Consider the following 26232-nt stretch of genomic DNA (forward strand, 5'->3'; position numbering starts at 1 on the left):
TTAATTTATTCAATAACCAGCTTTTGCGATAGAATCATTTCAGTTTTGTTAAATAATTGAACTAAAAAAGTTCCTGGATTTAATGTTGATGTGTTTAACTCAAAAACAGTGTTGCCGATAACTTGGTAAGCATTAATTTGCCTTCCAACTGCATCAAAAATCTTTAGTGTATATGTTTTGCTTTTATCCGATGAGGTGATTGAAATATTTGCAACATAATGGGCAGGATTAGGAGAAATGACCATATCTATTTCCGCACTATTTTGAAGAGCGTTTTTTTGATTACTGGCCATTAAATCCAATTGATTTTGCATATCAATAATTGCAGCTTTTATTTCACGGTTTTCTTTTTTTATTTCCTGATTTTCTTTTTTTAAATCCTCATTCTGTTGGGATAATTCCTGTATTGACTTAACTACCGGCACCACAAATTCTGCATACCGAAGACCCATAATTTTTCCGCTTTTGTCAACACCACTGAAATCGTAATTTATTTTTTTTGCCGATGCTTCCACTTCCTGTGCAATAAATCCTGTGAAGGCGATTTTTTCGATATCATATTTTTCAGGATACGAACTATTGTCACTAATGCCTGTCAATTCATTTTCTTTATTCAAATCGAAATGATAGGTAACAGGACGTAAATCATTTATAAATATTAGACCGGGGACATTTTCTTTAATCTCTTTTTTAATTCTGCCATCCGAAAAATTGGTCCAGCCAACCTGCCCGCCAATACTGCTCACAGAATTGTCGCCTAAGCGTATTTTGTTGGAAGCATCTACGATTGCTTCGTTGCCAATAGCGGTAATATTATTAAAGGTGCCAATAAATGTTGTTGTGTTTGCTCCTTCTCCAACGGCAGTATTCCTTTGTCCGGTGGTATTCCAATTTAGAGCGCGCTGGCCTACTGCAACGTTTGCACTGCCGGATGTATTGTATTCAAATGCACCATAACCTACAGCTACATTATGTAAACCTGTTGTATTGGAAGACATGCATCCATAGCCCATAGCACAATTTCCACTCCCTGTAGTATTTGAACGAAGCGCATGGGAACCAAAGGCAGAATTCCCATCAGCATTTGGTCCGTTAGAATTTAATAAGGCCTGGTAACCGCAGGCCGTGTTATCTCTTCCTGTTTCATTGCTATATAACGATTTGAATCCAAATGCAGAATTACTGTATCCGCTGGTATTAAATAAAAGAGAACCATACCCATAAGCTGCATTGGCATATCCTGCATCATTTTGTGTTAGTGCATAAGCACCGGTAGCAGTATTTTGGGTGCCGGAAGTGTTTTCTGATAATGCTGCAAACCCTATTGCAGTATTTTCATCAGTATTATTAATTCGTAATGCAGAGTTGCCAATGGCAATATTGTATTGACCTGTTGTATTATACTGCAAGGCACTTTTCCCAACAGAAATATTATTAAAGCCTGATGTATTTGAAAATAGCGCAAGTGAACCAACTCCAATATTAGAACTTCCTGTTGTATTTGCATTCAATGCATCACTACCAATTGCTATATTTGTATTACCGGTTTTATTTTGCAATAATGCTGTATTACCAACAGCCACATTCGAGCTACCTGTAGTATTATTTAACAGCGCCCCATATCCAAAAGCAGCATTATAATTTCCGCTTTGGTTGCTTTGTAATGAGTTACTTCCAACGGCAGTGTTTTGATAACCAACAGTGTTATTTAACATACTATAAGTTCCTACTGCTGTGTTGTAACCCGCTGTTGTATTTAATTTCAAAGTATTGTATCCAACAGCTGTGTTGTTATAATTTGCGTTGCTCATCAATGCCTGATAACCATAGCTTGTATTTGCCGTAGTATTTGAAGACAATATACCCGCTAATTGATTATTGGTTTTCAAAATAAAGCTTGCCGTATCAGTAGTTCCAATAAAATTAACACCTGTGTTAGTACCTGCATTTCCTTTTAAGCCCCAACCGGCAGTAGTTTTTAATGCTGTCCATGCTGTGCCTGTGTAATAATAAAATCCGGGTGTGCTGTTGGTTTGATAAATTAATAATCCTGTTGCAGGTGATGCTATGGCATTGCGTTGTGAAGATGTCATACGCGGAATCAGCATTCCCTTTGTAGTTGATTTTATTTCTAACAAGCTTGATGCAGCAGGAGCATTGGTACCAATACCTGCACTTCCATTAGCAGGAAATGTGTTTTGAGCGTTTCCCGTTAAAACACAAATCAGCAAGCAAATTGAGATAAGGATTTTTTTCATAATGATTTTTATTAATGAATTAATTGATAAATATTTCTTCAAATGAATAATATTTATTTTGATTTTAAAATGGAACTGTATCGTACATCAAAAAATTTCCTACTGCCCAAATGCGTGGAACTGAAATCAACATTTCAACAAATGGGGTTAATCGTTCCTCCAAAAAATGGAGAAACGATTAGCCCAAGATTAATTTTATTTCTATTTATTTCGAGGCAAGAAGGCGAGAGCCCGAGGTGTAAAAATTTCTACTTTCACTTGCACTAACATAAGATCAACAAAATCAGTAAAGGTTAATTCCACAGCAGTCCCATCTCTGTTACACACATCCGAACTTTGTACATAGTATTCGGTGAAACCCGGAGTCGATTGTAATGGCACAGGAATTTTACCTGTGTTTTTTTTGGGAAAGTCAAAGTCGTTAAAATTCACATCTATTAATCCAATTGGTTTTGGTGGATTATTACCAGGATAAAATGAGTTAAGCAACAGACTTAATTGCACTTTGTTGCCTTTCAAATTTTTTTCAATGTGAATGTAAAGCTTAGATCGGCTGTCAAAGTCAATAAACATTCTATCCCAAAACAGCGGATACATAGCTGCTAAGCCTCCTTTATCTTTTATGTAAAAGTTAAGTGGCGTGAGCGTAAAAGTATCAACTCTACTTCCCATAATAATACCGCTGTTTGAAAGATTAAGCGTGTCTGATTTTGACTTTTTTGTTGGCATTTTGTTTATTTTTAAGATTAATATTTTGTTTTATCGGCAGCAAACATAAAGTGAACAAATGAATAAAGAACCCCCATAAACATGTGGGGGGAATACCCTTGTTTGAGTTGGGGAGGTTTTGAAAGTTTGGAAAGTTCAAAGTAGGGGAGGTTGGAAAAGATTGTGCGAAGCAAACACTGCAGTTAGACTTTGGTCAACTGCACAGCAAATGCAATGACTTTGTATTTTTTAAAATCAGTTTCTTAAAAGCAACTGCAATGTATCCTTTGCAAACAACCAATTGAACGGTTCAATTTCACATTAACTATTTATTTGCAACTCCATCGCTACAGTAGTCCCCTGTCCTATCACACTTTCAATTTTCAATGCGCCATTCATCTCTTCGGCCCGGTGTTGCATATTGGTCAAGCCTCCGCGATGCTTTAATTCGTTGATGTTGAAGCCTCCACCGTTGTCTTCTATTTTCATGTGGATGTGTGCATTATCGAAATTCAAAATTAATTTTGCATGTGTAGCGCCCGAATATTTGGCAAGATTATTTACGGCTTCTTTAAATATTAAATACAAATTTCGTTTGGCCTCCATAGTAAGTTTGAAATCAATTTTTTTGGTGGGGAAATTTATTTCGCATTGTATTTATTTTGCTTCGAGTATTCACAGGTTCAGTTGCAAGTAAACATTGAAAGAAATAACAAAATTATTTCAATGGAAAATTTAATTGTACTATTTTTCTTTGAGGTACTCCAATTATTTTCCATAAAGCCCAGAGGGCTGTTACTTTGGTAACAGGAAACAAATCTTGGCCGGAGCCCCATCGGGGCGATACTTTTTTCAGTCGTAAAACTCAAACAAGTATTTGTCTTCATAAGCAACATCAAAATCATTTAACATTTTTAAATATTCCTTCTTAAAAGTTTTTGCCCTATGATGTTCTTCCTGATTCATAATGTATTTGATTACAATGTCTCTTTGGCTTTTAGAAAATGAAAAAGCACCATATCCTGATTGCCATTGAAATTTACTTTTAATAAAACGTTGGTCATTTACCCCAATGTCATTAAGTTAAGCCCTCCGCGCACCCTGAATCCCTAAAGGGAGCCAGTCCGTTGTAACGAAACCTGCGTGGAGGCGCCCTTTAGGGCTACGGGTGAGCGCAGGCAATTGGATTTAATTCCTTAACTTAATGACATTGTCATTTACCCATCCGCTACTATTTGCTTTTACGGAACTCATAAAATCGGAAACATTTGTTGTACAGCGCATGGCTTCGCTTGTAACTTTGTTTTATTTACTAACAGTAACCCTATACGTAAAAGGCCGAATAGTCGAAAACAATAATTTTTCGAAATATGCGTGGTTTTCAGGGTCTATAATTATGGCGATGCTTGCCATGCTTTCAAAAGAAAATGCCATCACATTGCCACTTGCCATAATAATGACAGAAATATTTTTTCTACAATCGAAAAAAACTTTTTTAATCTTGAAAGATTATCGCATAGTCGGATTGTCAATATTGTTCATCGCCATCATTTTATTTGTTGCTTTTAGGTTTTCCTCCGGCATTTTTAATCCCCTCCCACCCGATGCCATAACCAATTTTGTTGAAATAACTCCAGCCAATTATCTGTTCACTCAGTTTAGTGTATTGTTGAAATACTTACAAATGCTTTTATTTCCTATCAATCAAAATATCGATTATGACATAACTTTATCGACAAGTTTTTTCGAAATAAAAACCCTTATCAGTTTTATTTTACTTGCCGCTATTTTGGTTTTGGGTGTGTTATTATTTAATAAAAGCCGAATTATTTCTTTCGGTATTTTTTGGTTTTTTGTAACCATTGCTGTTGAGTCAAGCATAATTCCTATTTCCGATTTAATATTTGAACACCGCACTTATTTGCCTTCTTATGGTTTTATGTTAATACTTACTACGGCCATATTTACTTTGCTATGGCCCAAAAATAAAAACTTAGCCTTGGGCATTCTTGGACTTATAATAATTTCGAACGCTGTACTAACGTATCAAAGAAATAAAGTATGGCAAGATGAAATAACACTTTGGACAGACGCTATTAAAAAATCGCCAAATAAAGCACGGCCATATGTAATCCGGGGCAATGCGTACGAAGATCTTAATAAAATGGATGATGCCATTTTGGATTATAACAAGGCCGTTGAATTGCAGCCAAACTATACTTTGGCATTCACAAACCGCGGTTATGCACATAAACATAAAGGAAATTGGCAAAAAGCAATACAAGATTATAACAAATCTATTTCTTTGAACCCGTTAATTGCGTTAGCGTATACCAACCGGGGTGCCTTACACAGTGGCATAAAGCTATTGAAGACTACACTGCGGCAATATAGGTTGACAATCGATGTGCGCTTGCATATTCTAATCGTGCTATAGCATACGCTACTTTGAAGCAGTTGGACAATGTTATAGTTGACTATTCACAAGCTATAGCGATAGACACTTGCAAATCGTGTGCGAAAGAAAATAGAGGCATGTCGTACCAGTTACGCGTAAGGATTGAGAATGCCATTGCCGATTTTACAAAAGCGATTGAACTATGTCCGGGCAATGTAAATTACTATATTAATTGTGGCCGAACTTATTTAGAGCAACGTGAGTTGAATAAAGCTATAAATGATTTCATGGTAACATTGCAATTGGAACTAAAAAATGTGAAAGCATTGATTGCGCGCGAATACGCTTATAAACAATTGAATATTAAAACGAATTTTTAGTGCATTTTGCATTTGAATTTATACTATGAAAAATAAATTTTTCTTTTGATGCTATTTTTTTGTTTTTTGCGATTCTAAACAGGTTGCGGCTTACAATTTAATACTAGATGTTGCAAAAATAATTTCAGAATTTTTTAAAAATTTTATGTCCGATAACACCAATAAAAACCGCGAATATGCAAACTTACCTTTGCATGTATATGCAGCAGGCAAGCAACCGGGAATAGTAAAAACTTTGCTAACAATAGCCAAGGAGTTTCCTGCGGCACATTCTCTCGGGTATCGTTTTGCAAAACGAAACATAAAGGCCCGGTACACTCAAAGTATTTTAGGCATTGTTTGGGCTTTGCTTCCAAATATTGCTATTGCAGCCGTTTGGATCATTCTCAATAATAATAAGATTGTTACTGTAAGTCACACAGGAGGCAATTATGCTTTATTTGTAATCATCGGAATAATGCTTTGGGCCGTATTTACAAAAGCTGTGCTCACCCCCTTACAAATTATTGATTCGAACCGTGGCGTGTTGGTGAAAATAAATTTTCCGCGCGAGGCATTAGTTATACTTTCATTTTACGAAACTCTATTCAATGCTGTTATAACACTAATTGTTATCGTTGCTTCAATGATATATTTTCAAGTACCTGTATCATTTAGCTCCTTGCTATTTTTCCCCACATTATTTTTACTTAATATTATGGGATTATGTATTGGCACTTTGTTGGTTCCGGTTTCGGTTTTAAACAAAGACATAAATTTTTTATTGCCTACTTTTTTACAATTTGCCATGTACCTTACTCCTGTAGTTTATGCACAAACTACCTCCAATGGTATTTTGCAAATACTATCACTCAACCCCGTAAGTCCTGTGCTAACCATTGCACGCAATTTTCTCCTTGGCATTGATTCACCAATCAGTTGGATTCAACTAATAATTGTAACTCTTGTAACTATAGTATTATTTATTGCAGGAATAATAATACAACGCTTTGCAATGGGAATATTAATCGAAAGAATGGGAAGTTAAACTATGAGTGAGAATACAGAAATATTAGTTGATGTAAAAAACGTATCAAAAAAATTCAGCCTGAATTTGCGTACAAGTATGATGTATGGTTTAAAAGACCTTGGCAAAACTATGCTGGGCATACCATACGATTCATCGCAATTGCGCGAAAAGGAATTTTGGGCTGTAAAGGATATTAGTTTTCAATTGCGCAGAGGCGAATGCCTTGGGCTCATAGGCCGTAATGGTGCGGGCAAAAGCACCTTGCTAAAATTGTTGAATGGATTGATACGCCCCGATGAAGGATCGATAACAATGCGTGGCAAAGTTGGAGCACTTATAGAATTGGGTGCCGGATTTAATCCACTCCTTTCGGGCCGCGAAAACGTTTATAACAATGGACAACTGTTAGGTTTTAGCAAGAAAGAAGTAGAAGAAAGATTTAACGCTATTTTGGAATTTGCCGAAATAGGAAAGTTTATTGATTCTCCTGTACAAAATTATAGTTCGGGTATGAAAGTGCGATTGGGATTTGCAATAGCTGCGCAAATGGAGACCGATATTCTATTGATAGACGAAGTACTGGCTGTTGGTGATATGGGTTTTGTGTTGAAGTGTTTCAACAAAATGGATGTGTTGCGCAGTAAAACAGCAATGATATTTGTAACACATGGTTTATCACAAGTATCGCGTATGTGCACCGATATATGCATTATGAATGAAGGTAAAAGTGCGTATCAATCGAGTAATGTGGCGGCAGGCATTACAAGATACTATGAAATGTTCAAGACCCAAATAGTAAGTTTCAAGGCGAGCGATAAAGTGAGTATCGAAAAAATAACTTTATCGAGCGAAGGAAAAGAATCGACAGATGAAAAAACCCTCACTGTGGAACATGGTGCCGAACTATGTTTAAGCTTAGAATTAAATTGCATTAAACCGGTTTACAATCCAAGAATTGCTTTAATATTTTATGATAAAGAGCAAAAAAATATTGCGGAGACACTCAACTTCGATCAACAAATTGTATTGCCTGAGGTTGAGGGATTATTAAGTATAAAAGCTGTACTGCCACAAGTTATTTTTTCGCAAGGCAATTATTCAATAACTATAGCATTAAGCGAAATTGAGAATGGTTCACGTAAAATTGTTTTTCGTCAACAATCGGCAATATATTTTAATGTGCATAGTAAGGTGCATGGCTGGGCACCTGTTCAGTTAGATTTTAATTGGGAATTGGTTTCCGGTAATGTAAATACTCCATGATTCCGATTACAAAACCTTTTTTACCCCCCCGCGAAGAATACATTCAATATGTGGATGATATTTGGAAACGCAATTGGTTAACCAACAACGGCCCATTGGTAAAAGAACTTGAATTAAAGCTAAAAGAGTATTTGAGTGTAAAGCACTTACTTTTTTTAGGCAATGGTACTATAGCACTGCAAATAGCAATAAAAGCTTTGGAGCTAAAAGGTGAAATTATTACCACGCCATTTAGTTATGTTGCCACCACAAGCAGTATAGTGTGGGAAGGTTGCACTCCGGTGTTTGTAGATATTGATGCCACTATGAATATCAATCCATTATTAATAGAAGCAGCAATAACAAAAAAAACTTCAGCCATACTTGCCACACATGTATACGGCAATCCCTGCGATATTGCAGCAATTACAAAGTTGGCGAAAAAATATAACCTTAAAGTTATATACGATGCAGCACATTGCTTTGGGTCGATGTATAAGGGCAAATCGGTATTCAATTATGGCGACATCACTATAGGAAGTTTTCATGCTACAAAAATTTTTCATACCATAGAAGGAGGAGCAGTAACTACAAAAGACAAAGCATTGATAAAAAAAATGTCGCACCTGCGCAACTTTGGTCATGCCGGACCCGACAAATTTATTGGCGTTGGCATCAATGGCAAAAACTCTGAGTTTCATGCCGCAATGGGCCTCACGAATTTAAAATATGTAGATGAAATACTGGCAAAAAGAAAGTCAGACCATCAGTTATACGACAACCATCTCCAGCACTTACAATTACAAAAGCCCCTGGTATTGAAAAACGCAGGGTATAATTATTCGTACTATCCTGTGGCATTTAAAACAGAAAAAGATTGCATGAAAGTTTTTGATGGCTTACAAAAGTACAATGTTTTTACCCGCAGATATTTTTATCCCCTTCTATCGACACTTGATTATGTAAAACATAAAAAAATGCCCGTTGCCGATAATCTTTCGAAACGAATTTTATGCCTGCCGCTTTATTTTGAATTGTCGAAAACCGAAATCGATTTGATTTGCAAAATGATAATAAGGATATTGAAATAGAGTGATGAAAATTGGAATAATGCAACCGTATTTTTTTCCGTATATTGGTTATTTTCAGTTAATAGAAGCTGTTGATGAATTTGTTTTTTACGATGATGTGCAATTTATAAATAACGGATGGATTAACCGTAACCGTATTCTAATAAATAAAGAGGCCAAAATGGTTACTGTGCCTTTGGCAAATGCCTCGTACAAAAAATTAATTAATGAAATTCCTTTGTTGCCAAAGACAAAATATAAAATATTAACATCGATAGAATTAGCGTATAAAAAAGCGCCAAACTTTGAAACAGTTTTTCCACTCATAAGCGAAGTAATTGCTACCGACTACAAAATGATTTCAGAACTATCTACAGCAAGCGTTATGTGTGTGTCCCAATACCTAGATTTAAAAACCCGATTTCACATCAGCTCACAATCCTTTGCTAATTCGGCACAATTGAAAAAAGAAAATCGCCTATATGATATTTGCGCGCAAACAAAAGCTACTACTTACATAAATACAATAGGTGGCAAATCGCTGTACAATAAACAAGACTTTGCTAACAGAAATATACAATTATATTTTACTGAACCCAATGCAATAAATTACAAGCAATGGGGAAATAATTTCATACCGTGGCTTTCAATCATCGATGTAATGATGTTTAATACCAAAGCAGAAATAAAACAAATGTTAAGCAATTATAAAATAACGTGATGCAAAAGATTGGCATACATAGCGTACCCCGGTCGGGCTCATCATGGTTAGCACAAATATTTAACAGTGCCCCGCAAGTAGTTGTAAAATTTCAACCATTGTTTTCTTATGCATTCAAAAACTATTTGAATGAAAATTCTACCTCCGAAGACATCAGCAATTTTTTCGCGCAAATTTCACTTAGCGATGATGCATTTATAAATCAATCGCAGCAAAGAGATATAGGTATATATCCAACATTTAAAAAAGATAAAAACCTTACCCATATCATTTATAAAGAAGTGAGATATCACCATATTATTAAAAACCTTTTGATGAAGGATAAAGAAATAATATTGTTCGGGCTCATCCGCAATCCGTTTGCGGTAATAAATTCGTGGCTCAATACACCACGCGAATTTCGTAAAGATTTGGGTTGGAGCGAAGAACAAGAGTGGCTATTTGCAACAGCAAAAAACGAAAATAAAATAGAAGAGTTTTTTGGTTTTAATAAGTGGATGGAAGTTGCCCTGATGTTCGAAGAGTTGGCAGCAATATATCCCGAACGATTTTACATAATACAGTATTCTAATTTATTGGCTGACACGCATACGGAAATAAAAAAGATGTTCAACTTTGCCCGCATACCGATGGAACAAACTACTGTTGATTTCATACAAGCATCGCGAAATAAAAATGATAATAATAAATACTCAGTTTATAAACAGCGGGCAATGGATGAAAACTGGAAAAACGAATTGAGTCCCACGATAATTTTGGGAATTGAAAAAATATTGGCTACGAAAACACAATTGCTAAAGTATTTATAAATAATAGTGTTGAATCTAATTAATCAAAAAAACAAAATACATTTTATCGCAAATATGCGTAATTTTGAACAGTTAGATACTGTGGTTAACATAGCAAAAAATTCGGCATGAGTGGTCGCAAAAAATTATCGCATTATTAAAATATTAAGTATATTAGTTATAGAAATGAAATTAGCAGAAAACATTTTTTTTCAAGAATAATAAATATGGCGAAAAATGATATTCAAAAAATCGTTACCTAAACAGTAAAAAAAATGGTTCAACTATTTATGTCATTTGAAAAATGTATAACCACTTGTAAAATATTAAGTGCTCCAAACAAAATAAAAAATAGCAATCCTTTTGTGCTTTTTATTATTATAATGGCGAAGATCAATACATTGCAATGCTTTGATAAAAATAATTATGCCGGCAACAATACATGTTACATGCACTATAGAAAATAAATGATGGTAGAAATAAAAAATAAAAATACTCTGCCACCATTGGTTTCTATAGCATGCATTACGTATAACCATTCACAATTTATTAAACAGTGTTTGGATAGTATATTAATGCAGAAAATAAATTTTACATTTGAAATTGTAATTCATGATGATGCATCGACCGATGGTACAAGGGAAATTATTGAGGAGTATGCAACACGCTATCCCGATATTATTTTTGCAATGTATCAAACCGAAAATCAATTTTCGAAAGGCGTAAGAGGTATTAATCCAAGGTTTAACTATAACCGATGCAGGGGTAACTATATAGCACTTTGTGATGGTGATGATTACTGGACCGATGAGAATAAATTGCAAAAGCAGATAGATTTTTTGCAAGCCAATCATGAATACAGTATGTGTTGCCATGATGCTTTGGTAAAACCATATTATGGAAAAGACTTTATTTATAATGATTATAAAAGCGACCTGGATTTTGAATTTGAGCAATTGATATATCAAAACCGTATACCTACGGCTTCTATTGTTTACAGGAAATTTTATATCGATCCGGAATTTTTTAATGGACTTATGGCCGGAGATTGGTTGTTGATTTTATTAAATGCCGAACGTGGCAAAATTCGCTATTTTAATAATGTAATGAGTGTTTACCGTGTTCACACCAATTCGATATGGAGCAATATGGAGCCAAACGAAATGGTTTTAAAAGGGGTAGCAGTAATGGACAAATTGAACAGGCATTTCAAATACAAATACGATACTATTTTTAAGGATGCTATACGAAAAAGGATGGAGAAATATTCACATAGCAAAAACAATAAAGGCTATTTTTGGAACATGCGAAAAAAGATAATCTTTCAAATAAAAAGGAAACTGACTTTTTAAGTATGCAAATGATTATCAATAATAGCTTAATAAATAAAAGTGCAACAATAAACTGTGCAAAAAGAATACGATGAGAATTGCGATTTGTAATACAATTAGAGAAGCATATTCCGAAACATTTGTGAAAGCGCAGGTAGATTTTCTGCCGGCAGCCTTGGTATTGCATGATGGTATGCCACCAACCATGGTTGATGGAAAGCTAATAAAGGCAGAAAATAAAAAAATAGCGGAATTAACAGGAGGAACAAAAGTTGCACAAGAATCATTATCGCTCGAAGATGAAATTGTGTGTTTGCTAAAACGCGAAAAAATAGATATTGTACTTGCACAATTTGGTCCCGTAGGATATTCAATCCGCGAAGTATGTAGAAAAGCTCAAATTCCTTTTGTTGTTCACTTTCATGGATATGATGCCAGCGGAAATAAACTATTGGCTGACTATGAGGAAAAATATAAACTTCTTTTTTCAGACGCCAAGGGAGTAATAGCAGTATCAAAAATAATGGCGAAAAAACTTCGCGAAATAGGATGTCCGGCAGAAAAAATTACACTCATATATTACGGACCAAATGCAAAGTTTTTTGATTTAAAACCAAAATATGACAGCGTAACTTTTTTTGGAATTGGAAGATTTGTTGATAAAAAAGCCCCCTACTTAACGTTGCTGGCTTTTGCCGAAGTGCTGAAAAAAGTGCCCGAAGCCAAATTAATATTGGGAGGTGATGGTATATTGCTAAATACATGTAAGAATATTGCAAAAGCGTTTGGTATCGAAAACAGTGTTTCGTTTCCGGGAATATTGAAGCCCGAAGAAACAATGCAACTTATGGAGAAATCATTAGCCTATGTGCAACATTCTGTAATTGCCGATACGGGCGATAGTGAGGGTACTCCTGTGGCCGTGCTTGAAGCGGCCGCTGCCGCTTTGCCGGTTATTGCCACATACCATGGCGGTATACCCGATGTAATAATAAATAACGAAACCGGTTTTTTGCTTGAAGAGTATGATATTGCAGGAATGGCACAGGCTATGTTAACCTTGATTGATAATAAAGAAAATGCGAAAAAGCTTGGAATGGCGGGCCGCGAACGAATAAAAAATAATTTTACCATGGATAAATACATTAGTGATATTCGAAATCTATTGAATACAACTGTTGAGAATGAAAAAGGACTATTGATTAGTCAACTGCAACAAATTGTTGAGGAAAAGGAAGTAAAAGCTTCAGCACTGGAAGCCAATGTTCTGGAACTAAAAAAAATAATTGAAGAAAAAGAAAATAATGCGCTGGAACTAAAAAAAATAATTGAGGAAAAAGAAAATACAATTAAGCAAAAAGAAAACAATGTTATAGAATTAAAAAAGATAGTAGCAGAAAAAGAAAACACCGTTAAGAGTTTAGAAAATACAATTGAACAAAAAGAAAACAATGTTATAGAATTAAAAAGATAGTAGCAGAAAAAGAAAACACTGTTAAGAGTTTAGAAAATACAATGGAGCAAAAAGAAAACAATGTTATAGAATTGAATAAAGTAGTAGAGGAAACAGAAAACAATGTTAAAGAATTAAATAAAGTAGTAGAGGAAAAAGAAAATACAGTAAAGACATTAGAAAATGTAATTAATGAGAAGGCAACTAAAGTCAAGCAATTAGAAACAATTATTGGCGAAAAGGAAAAAATTATTGCATCAAAAGATATTCGAATCGAATCGATTTATGAATCCATAACTTTTAAACTTGGAAAGGTATTACTCTCTCCAATTGTTTTTGTAGTAAACTTGTTCAAAAAGTAAGACGATGCCAAAAATATCTGTTGTTGTTCCTGTTTACAATACTGCATCGTATTTAGCCGAATGCCTGAATTCGATAATGAATCAAACGTTTAATGATATTGAAATCATTTGTGTGAATGATGGTTCAACTGATGATTCGCCATTGATGTTGGAGAGTTTTAAAAATAAAGACGAAAGAATTGTTGTTATAAATAAAAAAAATGGCGGCTTATCAAGTGCACGAAATACCGGTATAAAGCATGCCAAAGGCGAGTATGTATATTTTATTGATAGCGATGATTATTTAGAACTCGATGCTTTTGAACGATTGAATAAAAGTATTTTAGAAGACAAACCGCAAGTGGTTTGCTTTGGTTTAAAAGCTTTTTTGGACCCATCGTTTACCGAGGCCACGTTCGATTTAGCAGGAAAAGAAAAATACTACGAAAGAAGTTATCTTGAAGAAAAAGTTTATAGCGGCCCCGAGTTGTATGAGGTACTTTTGGCAAAAAATAATTTTGTTTCCAGTTGTTGTTTGTATTTAACTGAAAGAAAATTTCTTTTACAAACGGGTATTACTTTCTATGAAGGTTTGTTGCACGAAGATGAATTATTTACAAGGCTTCTTTTTTTTAAAACCGAGCGTATAAAAATTCTAAAAAATAAATTCTACAACAGGAGGTACAGGAATGATTCAATAACAACAGTACAGTATACAGAAAAAAATGCTACAGCACTTTTAGTTATTGCCGAATCATTGTTTGAGTTGAATAAGGAAATACGAAGCGAAACTTTGAATAGAGATGTATCAATATTTTTCAATTTGTCGATAAATTTAATAGAGAAGTTAGCGCCACAAAAAAATACAAAAACAAAAGCTACCATTAAACACCTTTACAAGTCACATTTAAAAAAACAATTTCCAAAATATAATAATAGGTTATTTATTTTACGTTTTCAGTTTTTAAAACCAATGATTGCCTGGTGGGAAAAAAAGAAGGCCAGTAAGAAAAGATAGATGTTGCTTACACTATAATTACGCGTATGTTGCGTGAATTGAATGTATTGGATAATATGTCAAAATAATAAAACGTAAAATGGCGGCAAAGCATAGGTTAGATATAATGAGGTTTGTAATAAAATATTTTTACTAATTTTGAGTAGTAGTTATCGCTAAAAGAAAAGTTATGGCAAAGGTTACGGTCATTATTCCGGTTTATAATACGCAAGATTATTTGCAACAGTGTTTAGATTCTGTTATCAATCAATCGTTAACCGACATTGAAATAATTTGTATTAACGATGGTTCAACAGACAATTCATTAAGTATATTAAAGGAGTATGCAGCGCAGAATAATCGGTTACGAATTATAGATATTGAACGTGGCGGACAAGGAACAGCAAGAAACATGGCAATAAAAGAAGCAACGGGCGAATATTTGGGTTTTGTTGATAGCGATGATTGGATAGAAAATGACATGTTTGAAGAACTTTATAATTCAGCTTCCACTTTTGCAACGGATGTAACTGTGTGTGAATTGAATCACTTTAACCAAGCTGAAAACATATTGGCGCAGCCTAACTGGAGAAAACTTCCCGGCCATATAAATTTTGATAATCGTGGTTTTCCCTGGGAAGAATTAGGTCGCGAATGTTTTCGAATTGGTTCTGAGCCTTGCAACAAAATCTATAGAAGAGATTTCATTATTAAGAATAACATCATATTTGCAAAAGGGGTGTATTATCAGGATGTTTTGTTTGTTTACCACAGCTTTGTAAAATCAATTGCCATAAGCTTTGTAAAAAAACCATTATATGTTTACCGGATAGATCGGGCAGGATCAACATCGGTAGATAAAGGCAAAAAACAATTTGATATTTTTAAAGTATTAGAATTATTGCAAATAGAAATGGAAAAGGCTCCGAATTTCAGCAATCTTGAATCGGAATTTCTAAAATATAGATTTGGTCAATACTTATACCATTTCAACAATGTGGTGAAGGTTCACAAAAAGGAATTTTGGTATCGTATAAAATCGGAATATGATAAACTTGGCAGTAGCCATAAAGAAGTTTTAAAATCGAGCAATATGCTGCTGAATCTTGCTTTGAATAAGAGTTACCTCTTTTATAACAATTATGAAACCGCTTCCAAATTGGAAGCGCGTATAAATAAAATTTTGTTTAGCCATAATATTGGACAATGGTTAAAGTCAAAAATAAAATAACATTTCGGTTGGTTGCAAAATTCTAAGCCATCAACTTTATTATTAATATAATACTAATGACATCGAACTCGCCTACAATTTCAATTATTGTTCCGGTATATAACACGGCTAAATATCTGGAAGAATGTTTAAACTCGCTGATAAATCAAACATTTAGTGATATTGAAATCATTTGTGTAAATGATGGTTCCCCTGATGGCTCAGCCGAAATCCTAAAATCGTATCAGGGCAGGGATAAAAGAATTATTGTTGTTGATCAAAAAAATGCCGGACTATCAGCAGCAAGAAATACAGGTATGCGATTAGCAAAAGGAAAATACATTGGCTTTGTAGATAGCGATGACTGGATTGATAATAATTTCTATGAGAAATTAATGCAATCAGCTGTAGAACATGATGCAGAAATAGCTATGGGCAATGTAATTTGGTTTTATGATCATGATAAAACTATTGAAGAGCGATCGTGGATTGAGAGGCTTATGTTTGCAATTGAAGCGGATGTAGCAGAATCGGTAAAAGACAAGAAAAAAGTAATACAAGCCTGTACGGTATGGAATAAAATATTTTTACGAAAACTTGTTGAAGAAAATAATATTTGGTTTTACGAAGGACTGTATTGGGAAGACAACCCTTTTACTGTTATATCAACTATACAAGCCAATAAGGTGGGGCTGGTGAAGGATGTTTTATATCACGTTCGTAAACATGAAAAAAGCATAACAGGCAGCGCCTCTTCTGACAGAAAGCCGTTTGATATTTTTAAAATAATGGCAGAACTGAAGAAGTTTTTCGTGAACGAGAAAATTGATTCAAGGGAAGGTTATAAATATTACTACGAGGATTTGCTATACTTTTATTACTACGTTCTTTTAACCGAAAAGGTACATGAGCGTTATAAAAAAGAATTTTATAAACGAGCACAAAAAGATTTCAATAAATTGGGCAAAGACAAAATTGAGTATTTGATAAAAACATATAAGCAATTCGAAATATTCAAAAATAAAGGCTATTCGATATTTATGATAACCAGCAATGTAAAGAATGCAGTTTATAACTACTATTGCACCTTTTACGATAAGTACTCGGAGGTAAAAAAGAAAATCACTAAATAATACCTTAATGCTACATCAATGAGCACAGCAAAAGTGAGTGTTATTATTCCGGTTTACAATACTGAGTTGTATTTGAATAAATGCCTCGATTCTGTAATTAATCAAACCTTAAAAGAGATTGAAATAATTTGTATAAACGATGGCTCAAAAGATAGCTCGCTCGACATTCTGAAAGCATATGCTAAAAAAGATGATCGCATTATAATTATTGATAAAAAAAATGGCGGCCAAGGTTTAGCAAGAAATATTGCCATTAAAAAAGCCACGGGCGAATATTTAGGATTTGTAGATAGCGATGATTGGATAGCCCACGATATGTTTGAAAAAATGTATTCATCGGCAAAAAATTCTGCAGCGGATGTTACTATTTGCGAGTTTAAATTATACAATTCAAAAACTGAGGAAATACAATTTCCTGAATGGACAAAAATTCAATTCAATAGCAGCCAGGATGAAAAGTCGTTTCATTGGTCGGAGGATATTGCCAGTACTCTGCTCATAAATAGTGGCCCATGTAACAAAATATACAGAACTGAGTTTGTAAAAAATATCAACGCAGAATTTGCCATTAATGTTCTCTATGAAGATATTTTATTCGTACTCAGTTGCATTCTAAAATCAAAAAAGATGAGTTACGTTAGAGAACCCTTTTATATAATCCGATACTATAGAGATGGTTCAACTTCGACCAACACCGGACGTAAGCAATTCGATATTTTCACAGTGTTTCAACTTCTTGAAGAAGTTATTAAAAATATAAGCGAGTTTAAAACAATAAAATCAGCATTTTACAAATACAAATTCAGCCGATATTTTTTTCACTATACGGAAGTAAGTGCAGAACATAAAAAAGAATTTTTGAATAGGATATTTAAGGAGTATGATAAAGCCGATGATGTTGTGAAAGTTGAATTGTTACGAAACTTTCCGCAACTGGAAAGGCCCGATGAAAAGAAAAATAATTCCAATAAGCTTAGCAATTGGTACCTGAAGTTTAAAACACCGGTTGAACAAAAGCTTCAACGTTTTAATATCAAGGGAAGATACACTAAATTAAAAAAAACAGTTAAGCATATTTTATTCAGCCATAACTTGAAAGCAAGATTCAGAAATGCGATAAAAAAATTAACGCCATAAATATTCATTCCGGACTGAATCGTTCACTAATGATAAATTTTCGGTTTTGATTTCTTATAACAGCCGGCAGGTAGCGCCAAAGCTTAATAACGGTTTTTATTGCAATACGTAAACTCATAAAAAATGGCCGTTGCTTATCGAACAAAATAGCAACAAATATTTCCAGAAAAAACATTTTAGACAATGCATCAGCCCGGTCGATTCGACTATAAACATAGGCATACATTTTTTCAAATTCCTCAGCATTAAAGTTTGCCATCTTTGATGAAGTGTTTTTGCAATTGTAGTAGTAAAAGGCATCATCAATTAAAGCAATTTTCAATTCGGTTTCCATCATCATATCAAAAATAAAGCATACATCTTCGAAACTGAATTCTTGTTTAAAAAGCAAACAAACCTCTCTTTTTATAAACTTATTGCATACGCTGCCGTAATGTCCAAATGCACGTTTATCATCAATGTATGTTATGGTTTGCTTTAAGTTGTAATTGCTATACTCGTAAATAACAGAAAAGAGATAGCAGTTATAACCCGGGGATATTTTCTTCTCAAATTTTGCATACAAGTCATTACAAATAAAATCATCGCTATCCAAAAATTGTATCCATCGGCCAGTGGCAATTTTCAAACCCTGGTTGCGGGCATTTGCAGTACCGCCATTGTGTGTTAACTCGATAAGTTTAATGTGTGGATTATTTAATGCTTTTACAACCTTGCAGGAGGCATCGGTACTTACATCGTCAATAATAATAATTTCATAAATTAACGCGTGTGTCTGCTGATTGATAACAGAAGCAATGGCGCGCGATATATACTGTTCGGCATTGTACATAGGTATGATTATACTAATGTCGATACTTTTTGTAATGGTATGATCTTGCTGCACCAATGTTTGATTATATTTTATTAACGTTAAGCTATGGTAGTATTTTTTACACAATTTCTTATACCATTACTATACACTGCAGGTAAAAAATAAAATAATTTGAAAATGGTTCTCATAGCAACACGCAAACTCATGAACAAGGGCATGCCTTTTGAAAACACAATACCAACAAAACTTTCAAGAATAAACATTTTGGTAAGTACATCACAATGGTTTATGCGCCCATAAACATAATTATACATTTTCAAATATTCTTTTTCACTGAAGTTGGCCATTTTCGATGCATCATTTTTACGGTTAAGAATATAGTATGCATCTTTTATTAAATCCACTTTGAGGTTTTTAGTATTCATCATGTCAACAATAAAACAAACGTCTTCGTTTTGCCGCGAAATATGATTGAACTCGGCACAAATTTCTTTTCTGATAAAAAAATTCCAAACGGCATAAAAATATCCTATGGCACGTTTGTCTTTTACTTGTATTATTTTGCGTTGTATAGTTTGATTATGTTCTTCGATAATGAGTGAAAAAACATAGCAATTAATTAAAGGCCGTTGCGCATCTTCAAACTTCGAATAGAGGTCGCTGCAAATTGCATCATCGCTGTCTACAAACTGCAGCCACTCGCCTCTTGCTGCAGCAATACCGGCATTGCGCGCATGCGAAGTACCATCATTTACTTTTAATTCAATAAGTCGAATATTATCATTATTCAAATCTTTAACCACCTGCCGCGATTGATCGGTGCTACAATCATCAACAATAATTATCTCATAAACCATTGAATGTTCTTGTTGATTTTGTATAGAAGCAATAGTATTGGCAATGTATTTTTCGGCATTATACATTGGGATAATTACAGATAAATTAACTCTACCTGCCATTACAATATTGGATAAAACAATTTTGGGAAATAATACGAAATATAAATAGCGGCCCGAATGTAAATAGGATCGTTTTTAAAGTATTTGTTTTTAGCATATTGAGGAAAGTACTGCAACAATGATTTACGCATAGTTATAAACTGTTCAAACTTTGCCTCCTGTTTAGAAGCTCGCAATCGCAACAGATTTGCAATCAACATATGCTTGGCAAACATATATTCCAACTCCTCGAAATAATAATTAAACTGCGACTTTGCTTTATAGTAATTACACACCGATTCAATAATGTTTATGTATTGACTAATAAAACCGGTGTTAAAATTTAATGTATTCGTCTTGATAATATAATTGTAAAGTTTGATTGGGCTCACCACTATTACTTTGGTGTTTATATACCATTTCAAACTTGCCTCAAGGTCTTCGGCCAAACTATTTGAAGAGAAGAATAAATTATCATCTGCCAAAAACAATTCGCGCTTCACAATTCTCAACCAACAAGCCACCTCAATGTCGCAGAGCATTTGAGGCTTCGTCTTTATTTCGATTGGCTGATTATATAAATCAAAATTACTAAACTTATGAAATCTTTCGAGCAGGCTTTGCTTCCTGTTGTACATTCTATTGTAACCAATAATAACCATGTCGGCATCATGCTTATCAATATGAGTTTTTACAATATTAACGTAATCCGGTTCTATATAATCATCGCTATCAACAAAAGCAATGTACAAGCCATTGGCATTTTGTATTCCAAAATTGCGGGTACTACCGGGTCCACTATTTTCCTTTATATATGATTTTACTATTGCTGGATTTTGTAAAACATATTTATCAATAATAAGTTGAGACTTATCAACGGAGCCATCATTTAATAAAATAATTTCAAAAACTTTTTCGGGTTGAGCCAAAATGCTATCTATACATTTTGCTAATGTATTTTCGGCATTATAAACCGGTACAATAAAACTTAATAATATATTTGGTTGCATGTCATCAGGCTGTTAAATAAAAAATATTTGCCACTCGCAACCCCGTATAATTAGTTTGCATTATTTCTTTGGATAATTACTTATATCGTAACTCACGCCCGAAAGCAAAAGCTGAAACCCAAGTATAATTAATAGTGTAGGAATTATTACGGTACCTGTAGGTGCAGGCATACTTATACTCGTGTACTTTAAGTAGTTTTTAATTCCAAATGCAAGGCCATAACAAAACATAGGCAGGCCGGTAAGCAAATATATGGAGGCCACATTAAATTCGTATAAAAAATACTTGAGTAACAATCGCCTGATAAAGGCATACAACAACTTTGGGGGGAATTCAAAAAAAACTCTGGTCCTCGATAAGCCCGAAATTTCTTCACCATAATTTGCATGCATAGGTATATCTTTTACAACTGCGCTGCGATAGTATAACTCAATCAGCATTGAAGTTTCAAAATAATATCGTTTGTGAATTCTGTATAAATCCATCTCCATTAATGTTTCGTTTTTAATGGCAGTAAATCCGTTTGTAGGATCAAAAGTGTTCCAATATCCCGATGAAGCTTTTATAATAAAACTTAGACCGGTGTTACCTAAGCGCCTGCTAATAGGCATTCGTTGCAATGCCCTCAAATTGTGAAATCGATTGCCCTTGGTAAAATCTGCCTTATCATCCAACAGAGGTTTTATCAGGGCCGGAATATAGCTGGCATCCATTTGACCATCACCATCCATTTTTATTGAAATATCGGCTTTGAGTTCCATAGATTTTCTATACCCTGTTAGCATAGCAGCACCTACGCCTTGATTTTTTTCGTGTTGCAGATAAATTATCCTCTTACTATGCTTGGCGAGTTTAAGTAGAATATTTGCAGTATCATCTTTCGAACAATCGTTCACTGCTATTATCCAATCGATGTTATCTGGTATTTTTTCAACCACCGATTCAATATGAGCAGCAACATTGTAACAAGGAATTATTACAGCAATTTTCATAATTATTTTTTGTTGATGTGCCACAAAGGTATTTAAATCAACCTAAAAATAAATCAAACATTTGTGCATAGATTTTGCCAAAAGTTTCGCAAATATTAAAATATTGTCCTTAGCGATCTTTCAATCTCTTGCCAATTTGTACAAGTACAATCGATTATTTTATACTAACATTTGCAACATATGGTGTAATAACCACCTATAGCCAATATATTTTATAGCGCTATGATAATACTATGCCTGCATGGTCCATGTTATAATTACTGTAAGTATCATATCAGACAATACGATTCCGACAGTATTCGCAAAATGAAAATAACTAAGTAAAACAGTCACGCACGATAATTATTAAAAGTATGATTGAAAACAGTATGCTATGCCAAAAAATAGTACTACAAAAAAAATTACGCTGCGATAGAACTAATTAATCCACATAAAAAATAAAAAAACAACTATGCATTTAATGGTAATATTGTAAGTTTGTTCCTCAATTTTTTTGCGGGCCGAAAATATTTATGTTGACCACTCAAAAATTTATCTCCTTATGTTGCTCCTTATAAGGTGCAACAACAAAAATTAAAAATGAAAAAAAACAAAATAAAAACCGCTGTAACTGAAAAGAAAAACAGCAAACAAAATACAGAGCAAAAGGACTCTTTCTTAAAAAAATATTCTTTGAATATTTTTGCCCTATCACTTATCATATTGTTGGGAGCAGTTATCTATTCCAATTCGTTCGATTGTAGTTTTCATGTCGATGATATTCCAAGTATCACCAACAATAATCAAATTCAAAAATTATCGGACATAAATGCTATTTGGAATCATAATCACAGTCGCTTTGTTTCTTACCTTTCTTTTGCAGTCAATTATCATTACGGTAAGGAAAATGTATGGGGTTATCACCTTGTAAATATTATAATTCATATTCTAAATGCTCTTTTAGTTTTTGGCTAACTACCTTATTATTTACAACGAATGCCCTTAAAGACACAGCAACCAACCATTATAAAAAAATATTTGCAATAGCAGCAGCATTGCTTTTCGTTTCGCATCCGCTGGCAACTCAATCGGTAACATATATTGTACAACGATTAGCATCGTTAGTTACATTGTTCTATTTGTTAACCATAACACTATACGTAAAGGGAAGGGTAACCCAAAACAATATTGCACGATATGCTTGTTTTGCCGGGGCTTTGTTGGCAGCCATATTGGCAATGTTTACAAAAGAAAATGCTTTTACATTACCATTCGCCATTATACTGGTTGAGCTATTTTTTCTTCAATCAGCTAAATTTACATTTAATTTTAGTCGTACACAGATTGCCATATTTTTAGCAGCTTGTGCGGGCTTCATTTTTTTTGTAGCCAATAAGTTTTCCCTCAATGTTCTTAAACCTTTGCCGCCCGATGTTTACAATGATTTTAACGAAATATCATCTGCAAACTATTTGTTCACTCAGTTTTCTGTGCTGTTGAAATATATACAGCTTTTGTTTTTACCCATCAATCAAAATTTCGATTATGACATCAGTTTATCCAAGGGCTTTTTCGAAATAAAAACCATTCTTAGTTTTGTGTTGTTGGTAGCAATATTGGTTTGGGGTATATGGTTATTCAACAAAAATAGAATTATTTCTTTCGGTATATTTTGGTTTTTTCTTACCAACCTAATTGAGTCAAGTATTATTCCAATCTCCGATTTAATATTTGAGCACCGAACGTATATGCCATCAGTAGGTTTTTTTCTGGCATTGATTGCAGGCATTTTTGCGTTGCTAAAAAATAAAAACATGAACATTGCTCTAGGCATTTTTGGAGTTATCATTTTGGTCAATTCTGTACTTACGTACCAACGCAACTTTGTATGGAAAAGCGACTTTACGCTGTGGTCGGACATTATAAAAAAATCGCCCGACAAAGCTCGTGCTTATGTTAACAGAGGTAAAATTTATAATGAAATGAAACAATATGAAAATGCTATTGTCGACTTAACAAAAGCAGCTGAAGTTGACCCTCGTTATGAATTAGCGTATACCAACCGCGGTTTTGCATACAAGAGCCTTGGCAATTGGCAAAAAGGATTAGAGGACTATACTAAATCTATAGAGATAGAGGCAAAAAATTCTCTGGCTTATTCGAATCGGGGAAACATTTATGTAAACCTGAAACAATGGGATAAAGCGTTAGCTGATTACAATCAATCGATAAAAATCGATCCTGATTTTCATTTGGCATACCTAAATCGTGCTTTCGTTTACAACGCTCTTGAACAGTGGCAAAAAGCTTTGGACGATTGCAATGTTGCAATAAAGCTAAATCCAAAACATGGCGGAGCTTATGCTTCACGTGGACCTATATATGTAAAGTTGGGAAATGTAGATAGCGCTATCGCTGATTACAATAAGGCAATTGAACTTAATCCTACGTCACCTCACTCCTATTTCAATCGTGGCTCTGTTTATCTTGATAGAAAAGAATGGGAAAAAGCATATCGCGATTTTTCGATGGTGTTGCAGATAGAACCTAAAAACTCCGGTGCCATTACTGCACGCGATTACGCATACAATCAATTGAATGCAAAACAGAATCCTTAGTTTCGAAAAGGGTTAAACATAAAATCAAAAAATAATAGCCTATTTATATTTGTCAAATTTTTCGTTTCACAGTTTTCGATACGAAATTAAAGGCGATTCGTTTAAACTTATCACAACATTAAATCACAGTAAATAATAGTGATTAATCTTCGGATTGGGAATTACAATATTCTTTTCTGTTTGCATATTGAACGCTCTATTAACAACAACTTTAGCACAAGTTCATTGCACAAAAATCTTACTATCCTCAAAATCGAAATTAAAAAGCTGCTTTAATTTTTAGTCGTAAAGTGATTTTAATAGGAGAGTGTTTCAATATAATTGATCTTTTTTTTGCTGAGATAAAAAATAGATTGAATAAATGGAAGAAGATAATTTTGAAAAACAGTAGCATTTATTATCAACCGTTTAAAATAAATATCCCTTTGCCATTCGATTGATATATCTATTTTTGCGCCACTTAAAAAAAAGGATTATGAATTTACACGAATATCAGGGAAAAGAAATACTAAAGAGTTTTGGTGTGGCTATATAAGAAGGTATAGTTGCCGATACTGTTGAAGGTGCAATTGCAGCAGCCGAGGAATTGACAAAACAAACGGGCACAAAGTATTGGGTAGTAAAATCTCAAATACATGCAGGTGGTCGTGGCAAAGGAAAAATTGCCGGCACCGAACAGCGTGGTGTACAGGTTGCAAAATCGATGGATGATGTGCGCACCATTACAAAAAATATTTTGGGCAATGTGTTGGTTACAATTCAAACGGGCGATGCAGGCAAAAGAGTAAACAAAGTGCTCATTGCTCAGGATGTATACTACCCCGGTCCAAACGAAACAAAAGAGTTTTATATGAGTGTGTTGCTTAACCGCAATACAGGGCGTAACATTATTATGTACTCAACAGAAGGTGGTATGAATATAGAGGATTTTGCACATAACACACCTCATTTGATTTTCAAAGAAGAAGTTGACCCTTCTGTTGGCCTTCAATCATTTCAGGCACGTAATATTGCTTTCAACCTTGGCCTCAGCGGCAACGCTTTTAAGGAAATGGTAAAATTTGTGGTGGCACTTTACAATTGTTATGTGCAAACAGATTCTGCCATGTTCGAAATAAATCCTCTTTTCAAAACCAGTGACGATAAAATAATTGCAGTAGATGCTAAAGTATCTTTGGATGATAACGGATTGTTTCGTCACCCAAGTTACGAAGCGCTGCGCGATAAAATGGAAGAAGACCCAACAGAAGTAGAAGCAAGCGAAAACGAACTGAACTATGTGAAGTTGGATGGTAATGTGGGCTGTATGGTAAATGGTGCCGGACTTGCCATGGCCACTATGGATATTATAAAACTTGCCGGTGGCGACCCTGCCAACTTTTTGGATGTAGGTGGTACAGCAAATGCAGCACGTGTAGAAAAAGCATTTCGTATTATTTTGAATGACCCAAATGTAAAAGCCATTCTGGTTAATATTTTTGGTGGTATAGTTCGGTGCGACCGCGTAGCACAAGGCATAGTAGATGCGTACAAAAACATTGGTGAAATAAAAGTACCAATCATCATACGCCTTCAAGGAACAAATGCGGAAGAAGCAAAAAAAATAATTGACGAAAGCGGGCTCAAAGTTTACTCAGCAATTCAATTAAAAGAAGCAGCCGATTTGGTTGCAAAAGTGTTTGCATAATCTTTTTTTCAAAATTC

The 26232-nt window shown here is 34.2% G+C and carries 24 protein-coding genes and 1 pseudogene; 17 read left to right on the forward strand and 8 right to left on the reverse strand.

What is annotated here, in order from left to right; genetic code table 11:
- Positions 1-5: 5 nt before the first annotated feature.
- From IPO27_05300 to IPO27_05315, 4 genes are all read right to left on the reverse strand, one after another.
- Positions 6-2258, reverse strand: a complete 2253-nt coding sequence (locus tag IPO27_05300) for a tail fiber domain-containing protein (protein ID MBK8846009.1) — start codon at positions 2256-2258, stop codon at positions 6-8.
- Positions 2259-2459: 201 nt separating this feature from the next.
- On the reverse strand, positions 2460-2987 hold the full coding sequence (locus IPO27_05305; GenBank protein ID MBK8846010.1) for a hypothetical protein: 528 nt from the start codon (positions 2985-2987) through the stop codon (positions 2460-2462).
- Between the two features lie 300 nt (positions 2988-3287).
- On the reverse strand, positions 3288-3572 hold the full coding sequence (locus IPO27_05310; protein MBK8846011.1) for a hypothetical protein: 285 nt from the start codon (positions 3570-3572) through the stop codon (positions 3288-3290).
- Between the two features lie 246 nt (positions 3573-3818).
- Positions 3819-4040 carry a transposase gene (locus tag IPO27_05315; protein MBK8846012.1) on the reverse strand — a complete coding sequence of 74 codons (222 nt, stop codon included), beginning with the start codon at positions 4038-4040 and terminating at the stop codon, positions 3819-3821.
- 130 nt (positions 4041-4170) lie between these two features.
- Here IPO27_05315 and IPO27_05320 point away from each other — a divergent pair, with 130 nt between their 5' ends.
- The 14 genes from IPO27_05320 (at position 4171) to IPO27_05385 (ending at position 18176) form a co-directional block, all read left to right on the forward strand.
- Positions 4171-5403, forward strand: a complete 1233-nt coding sequence (locus IPO27_05320) for a tetratricopeptide repeat protein (protein MBK8846013.1) — start codon at positions 4171-4173, stop codon at positions 5401-5403.
- 11 nt (positions 5404-5414) lie between these two features.
- Positions 5415-5744 (forward strand): hypothetical protein, encoded by a 330-nt coding sequence (locus IPO27_05325; protein ID MBK8846014.1) that lies wholly within the window; start codon positions 5415-5417, stop codon positions 5742-5744.
- Between the two features lie 145 nt (positions 5745-5889).
- Entirely contained in the window at positions 5890-6771 is an 882-nt protein-coding gene (locus IPO27_05330; GenBank protein MBK8846015.1) for an ABC transporter permease, read from the forward strand.
- A gap of 3 nt (positions 6772-6774) precedes the next feature.
- Entirely contained in the window at positions 6775-8016 is a 1242-nt protein-coding gene (locus tag IPO27_05335; protein ID MBK8846016.1) for an ABC transporter ATP-binding protein, read from the forward strand.
- On the forward strand, positions 8013-9086 hold the full coding sequence (locus tag IPO27_05340) for a DegT/DnrJ/EryC1/StrS family aminotransferase (GenBank protein MBK8846017.1): 1074 nt from the start codon (positions 8013-8015) through the stop codon (positions 9084-9086). Before IPO27_05335 ends, IPO27_05340 begins: the two co-directional genes overlap by 4 nt.
- Before the next feature lie 4 nt (positions 9087-9090).
- Positions 9091-9786 carry a WbqC family protein gene (locus IPO27_05345; GenBank protein ID MBK8846018.1) on the forward strand — a complete coding sequence of 232 codons (696 nt, stop codon included), beginning with the start codon at positions 9091-9093 and terminating at the stop codon, positions 9784-9786.
- Positions 9786-10595: a sulfotransferase domain-containing protein gene (locus IPO27_05350; GenBank protein ID MBK8846019.1), complete on the forward strand. Its 810-nt coding sequence runs from the start codon at positions 9786-9788 to the stop codon at positions 10593-10595. The genes IPO27_05345 and IPO27_05350 overlap by 1 nt, the downstream gene beginning before the upstream one ends.
- Positions 10596-11053: 458 nt before the next feature.
- Positions 11054-11926 (forward strand): glycosyltransferase, encoded by an 873-nt coding sequence (locus IPO27_05355; protein MBK8846020.1) that lies wholly within the window; start codon positions 11054-11056, stop codon positions 11924-11926.
- A 70-nt stretch (positions 11927-11996) separates the two neighbouring features.
- On the forward strand, positions 11997-13379 hold the full coding sequence (locus IPO27_05360) for a glycosyltransferase (protein ID MBK8846021.1): 1383 nt from the start codon (positions 11997-11999) through the stop codon (positions 13377-13379).
- A 41-nt stretch (positions 13380-13420) separates the two neighbouring features.
- Entirely contained in the window at positions 13421-13720 is a 300-nt protein-coding gene (locus IPO27_05365; protein MBK8846022.1) for a hypothetical protein, read from the forward strand.
- A gap of 4 nt (positions 13721-13724) precedes the next feature.
- The gene (locus tag IPO27_05370; GenBank protein MBK8846023.1) at positions 13725-14717 is read left to right on the forward strand and encodes a glycosyltransferase family 2 protein; all 993 of its coding nucleotides are present in this window, start codon (positions 13725-13727) and stop codon (positions 14715-14717) included.
- Between the two features lie 169 nt (positions 14718-14886).
- Entirely contained in the window at positions 14887-15927 is a 1041-nt protein-coding gene (locus IPO27_05375) for a glycosyltransferase (protein MBK8846024.1), read from the forward strand.
- Between the two features lie 56 nt (positions 15928-15983).
- On the forward strand, positions 15984-17039 hold the full coding sequence (locus tag IPO27_05380; protein MBK8846025.1) for a glycosyltransferase: 1056 nt from the start codon (positions 15984-15986) through the stop codon (positions 17037-17039).
- Between the two features lie 18 nt (positions 17040-17057).
- Complete coding sequence (locus IPO27_05385; GenBank protein MBK8846026.1) at positions 17058-18176, forward strand: glycosyltransferase; 1119 nt, start codon at positions 17058-17060, stop codon at positions 18174-18176.
- 4 nt (positions 18177-18180) lie between these two features.
- Here the strand turns inward: IPO27_05385 and IPO27_05390 are convergent, their stop codons facing one another.
- Genes IPO27_05390 through IPO27_05405 form a run of 4 tightly spaced genes read right to left on the reverse strand, consistent with a single transcriptional unit; the run spans position 18181 to position 21931 of the window.
- The gene (locus IPO27_05390; GenBank protein ID MBK8846027.1) at positions 18181-19062 is read right to left on the reverse strand and encodes a glycosyltransferase family 2 protein; all 882 of its coding nucleotides are present in this window, start codon (positions 19060-19062) and stop codon (positions 18181-18183) included.
- 26 nt (positions 19063-19088) lie between these two features.
- On the reverse strand, positions 19089-19949 hold the full coding sequence (locus IPO27_05395) for a glycosyltransferase family 2 protein (protein ID MBK8846028.1): 861 nt from the start codon (positions 19947-19949) through the stop codon (positions 19089-19091).
- Entirely contained in the window at positions 19949-20938 is a 990-nt protein-coding gene (locus IPO27_05400) for a glycosyltransferase family 2 protein (protein ID MBK8846029.1), read from the reverse strand. Before IPO27_05400 ends, IPO27_05395 begins: the two co-directional genes overlap by 1 nt.
- A 60-nt stretch (positions 20939-20998) precedes the next feature.
- A complete protein-coding gene (locus IPO27_05405; GenBank protein ID MBK8846030.1) occupies positions 20999-21931 on the reverse strand; it encodes a glycosyltransferase family 2 protein in 933 nt (310 codons plus the stop codon).
- A 579-nt stretch (positions 21932-22510) separates the two neighbouring features.
- Between IPO27_05405 and IPO27_05410 the strand changes: the two genes are divergently transcribed.
- The 3 genes and pseudogenes from IPO27_05410 to sucC all read left to right on the forward strand — a co-directional run bounded on the left by IPO27_05410 (position 22511) and on the right by sucC (position 26215).
- Complete coding sequence (locus IPO27_05410; protein MBK8846031.1) at positions 22511-22885, forward strand: hypothetical protein; 375 nt, start codon at positions 22511-22513, stop codon at positions 22883-22885.
- Positions 22822-24528 carry a tetratricopeptide repeat protein gene (locus tag IPO27_05415; protein MBK8846032.1) on the forward strand — a complete coding sequence of 569 codons (1707 nt, stop codon included), beginning with the start codon at positions 22822-22824 and terminating at the stop codon, positions 24526-24528. Before IPO27_05410 ends, IPO27_05415 begins: the two co-directional genes overlap by 64 nt.
- 475 nt (positions 24529-25003) lie before the next feature.
- Positions 25004-26215, forward strand: a pseudogene (gene sucC / locus IPO27_05420) (ADP-forming succinate--CoA ligase subunit beta).
- Positions 26216-26232 lie beyond the last annotated feature (17 nt).

This window comes from Bacteroidota bacterium, from assembly GCA_016714535.1.
GTDB lineage: Bacteria > Bacteroidota > Bacteroidia > AKYH767-A > OLB10 > JADKFV01.

Excerpts from the sequence above, each read along its gene's own strand:
- IPO27_05370 (MBK8846023.1), top strand. The coding sequence starts at position 13,725 with ATGCCAAAAATATCTGTTGTTGTTCCTGTTTACAATACTGCATCGTAT.
- IPO27_05320 (MBK8846013.1), top strand. The coding sequence starts at position 4,171 with ATGACATTGTCATTTACCCATCCGCTACTATTTGCTTTTACGGAACTC.
- IPO27_05395 (MBK8846028.1), bottom strand. The coding sequence starts at position 19,949 with ATGGCAGGTAGAGTTAATTTATCTGTAATTATCCCAATGTATAATGCC.
- IPO27_05365 (MBK8846022.1), top strand. The coding sequence starts at position 13,421 with ATGGAGCAAAAAGAAAACAATGTTATAGAATTGAATAAAGTAGTAGAG.
- IPO27_05305 (MBK8846010.1), bottom strand. The coding sequence starts at position 2,987 with ATGCCAACAAAAAAGTCAAAATCAGACACGCTTAATCTTTCAAACAGC.
- IPO27_05340 (MBK8846017.1), top strand. The coding sequence starts at position 8,013 with ATGATTCCGATTACAAAACCTTTTTTACCCCCCCGCGAAGAATACATT.
- IPO27_05385 (MBK8846026.1), top strand. The coding sequence starts at position 17,058 with ATGAGCACAGCAAAAGTGAGTGTTATTATTCCGGTTTACAATACTGAG.
- IPO27_05415 (MBK8846032.1), top strand. The coding sequence starts at position 22,822 with ATGGGGTTATCACCTTGTAAATATTATAATTCATATTCTAAATGCTCT.
- IPO27_05350 (MBK8846019.1), top strand. The coding sequence starts at position 9,786 with ATGCAAAAGATTGGCATACATAGCGTACCCCGGTCGGGCTCATCATGG.
- IPO27_05405 (MBK8846030.1), bottom strand. The coding sequence starts at position 21,931 with ATGAAAATTGCTGTAATAATTCCTTGTTACAATGTTGCTGCTCATATT.
- IPO27_05410 (MBK8846031.1), top strand. The coding sequence starts at position 22,511 with ATGAAAAAAAACAAAATAAAAACCGCTGTAACTGAAAAGAAAAACAGC.
- IPO27_05330 (MBK8846015.1), top strand. The coding sequence starts at position 5,890 with ATGTCCGATAACACCAATAAAAACCGCGAATATGCAAACTTACCTTTG.
- IPO27_05310 (MBK8846011.1), bottom strand. The coding sequence starts at position 3,572 with ATGGAGGCCAAACGAAATTTGTATTTAATATTTAAAGAAGCCGTAAAT.
- IPO27_05300 (MBK8846009.1), bottom strand. The coding sequence starts at position 2,258 with ATGAAAAAAATCCTTATCTCAATTTGCTTGCTGATTTGTGTTTTAACG.
- IPO27_05400 (MBK8846029.1), bottom strand. The coding sequence starts at position 20,938 with ATGCAACCAAATATATTATTAAGTTTTATTGTACCGGTTTATAATGCC.
- IPO27_05380 (MBK8846025.1), top strand. The coding sequence starts at position 15,984 with ATGACATCGAACTCGCCTACAATTTCAATTATTGTTCCGGTATATAAC.
- IPO27_05375 (MBK8846024.1), top strand. The coding sequence starts at position 14,887 with ATGGCAAAGGTTACGGTCATTATTCCGGTTTATAATACGCAAGATTAT.
- IPO27_05345 (MBK8846018.1), top strand. The coding sequence starts at position 9,091 with ATGAAAATTGGAATAATGCAACCGTATTTTTTTCCGTATATTGGTTAT.
- IPO27_05335 (MBK8846016.1), top strand. The coding sequence starts at position 6,775 with ATGAGTGAGAATACAGAAATATTAGTTGATGTAAAAAACGTATCAAAA.
- IPO27_05360 (MBK8846021.1), top strand. The coding sequence starts at position 11,997 with ATGAGAATTGCGATTTGTAATACAATTAGAGAAGCATATTCCGAAACA.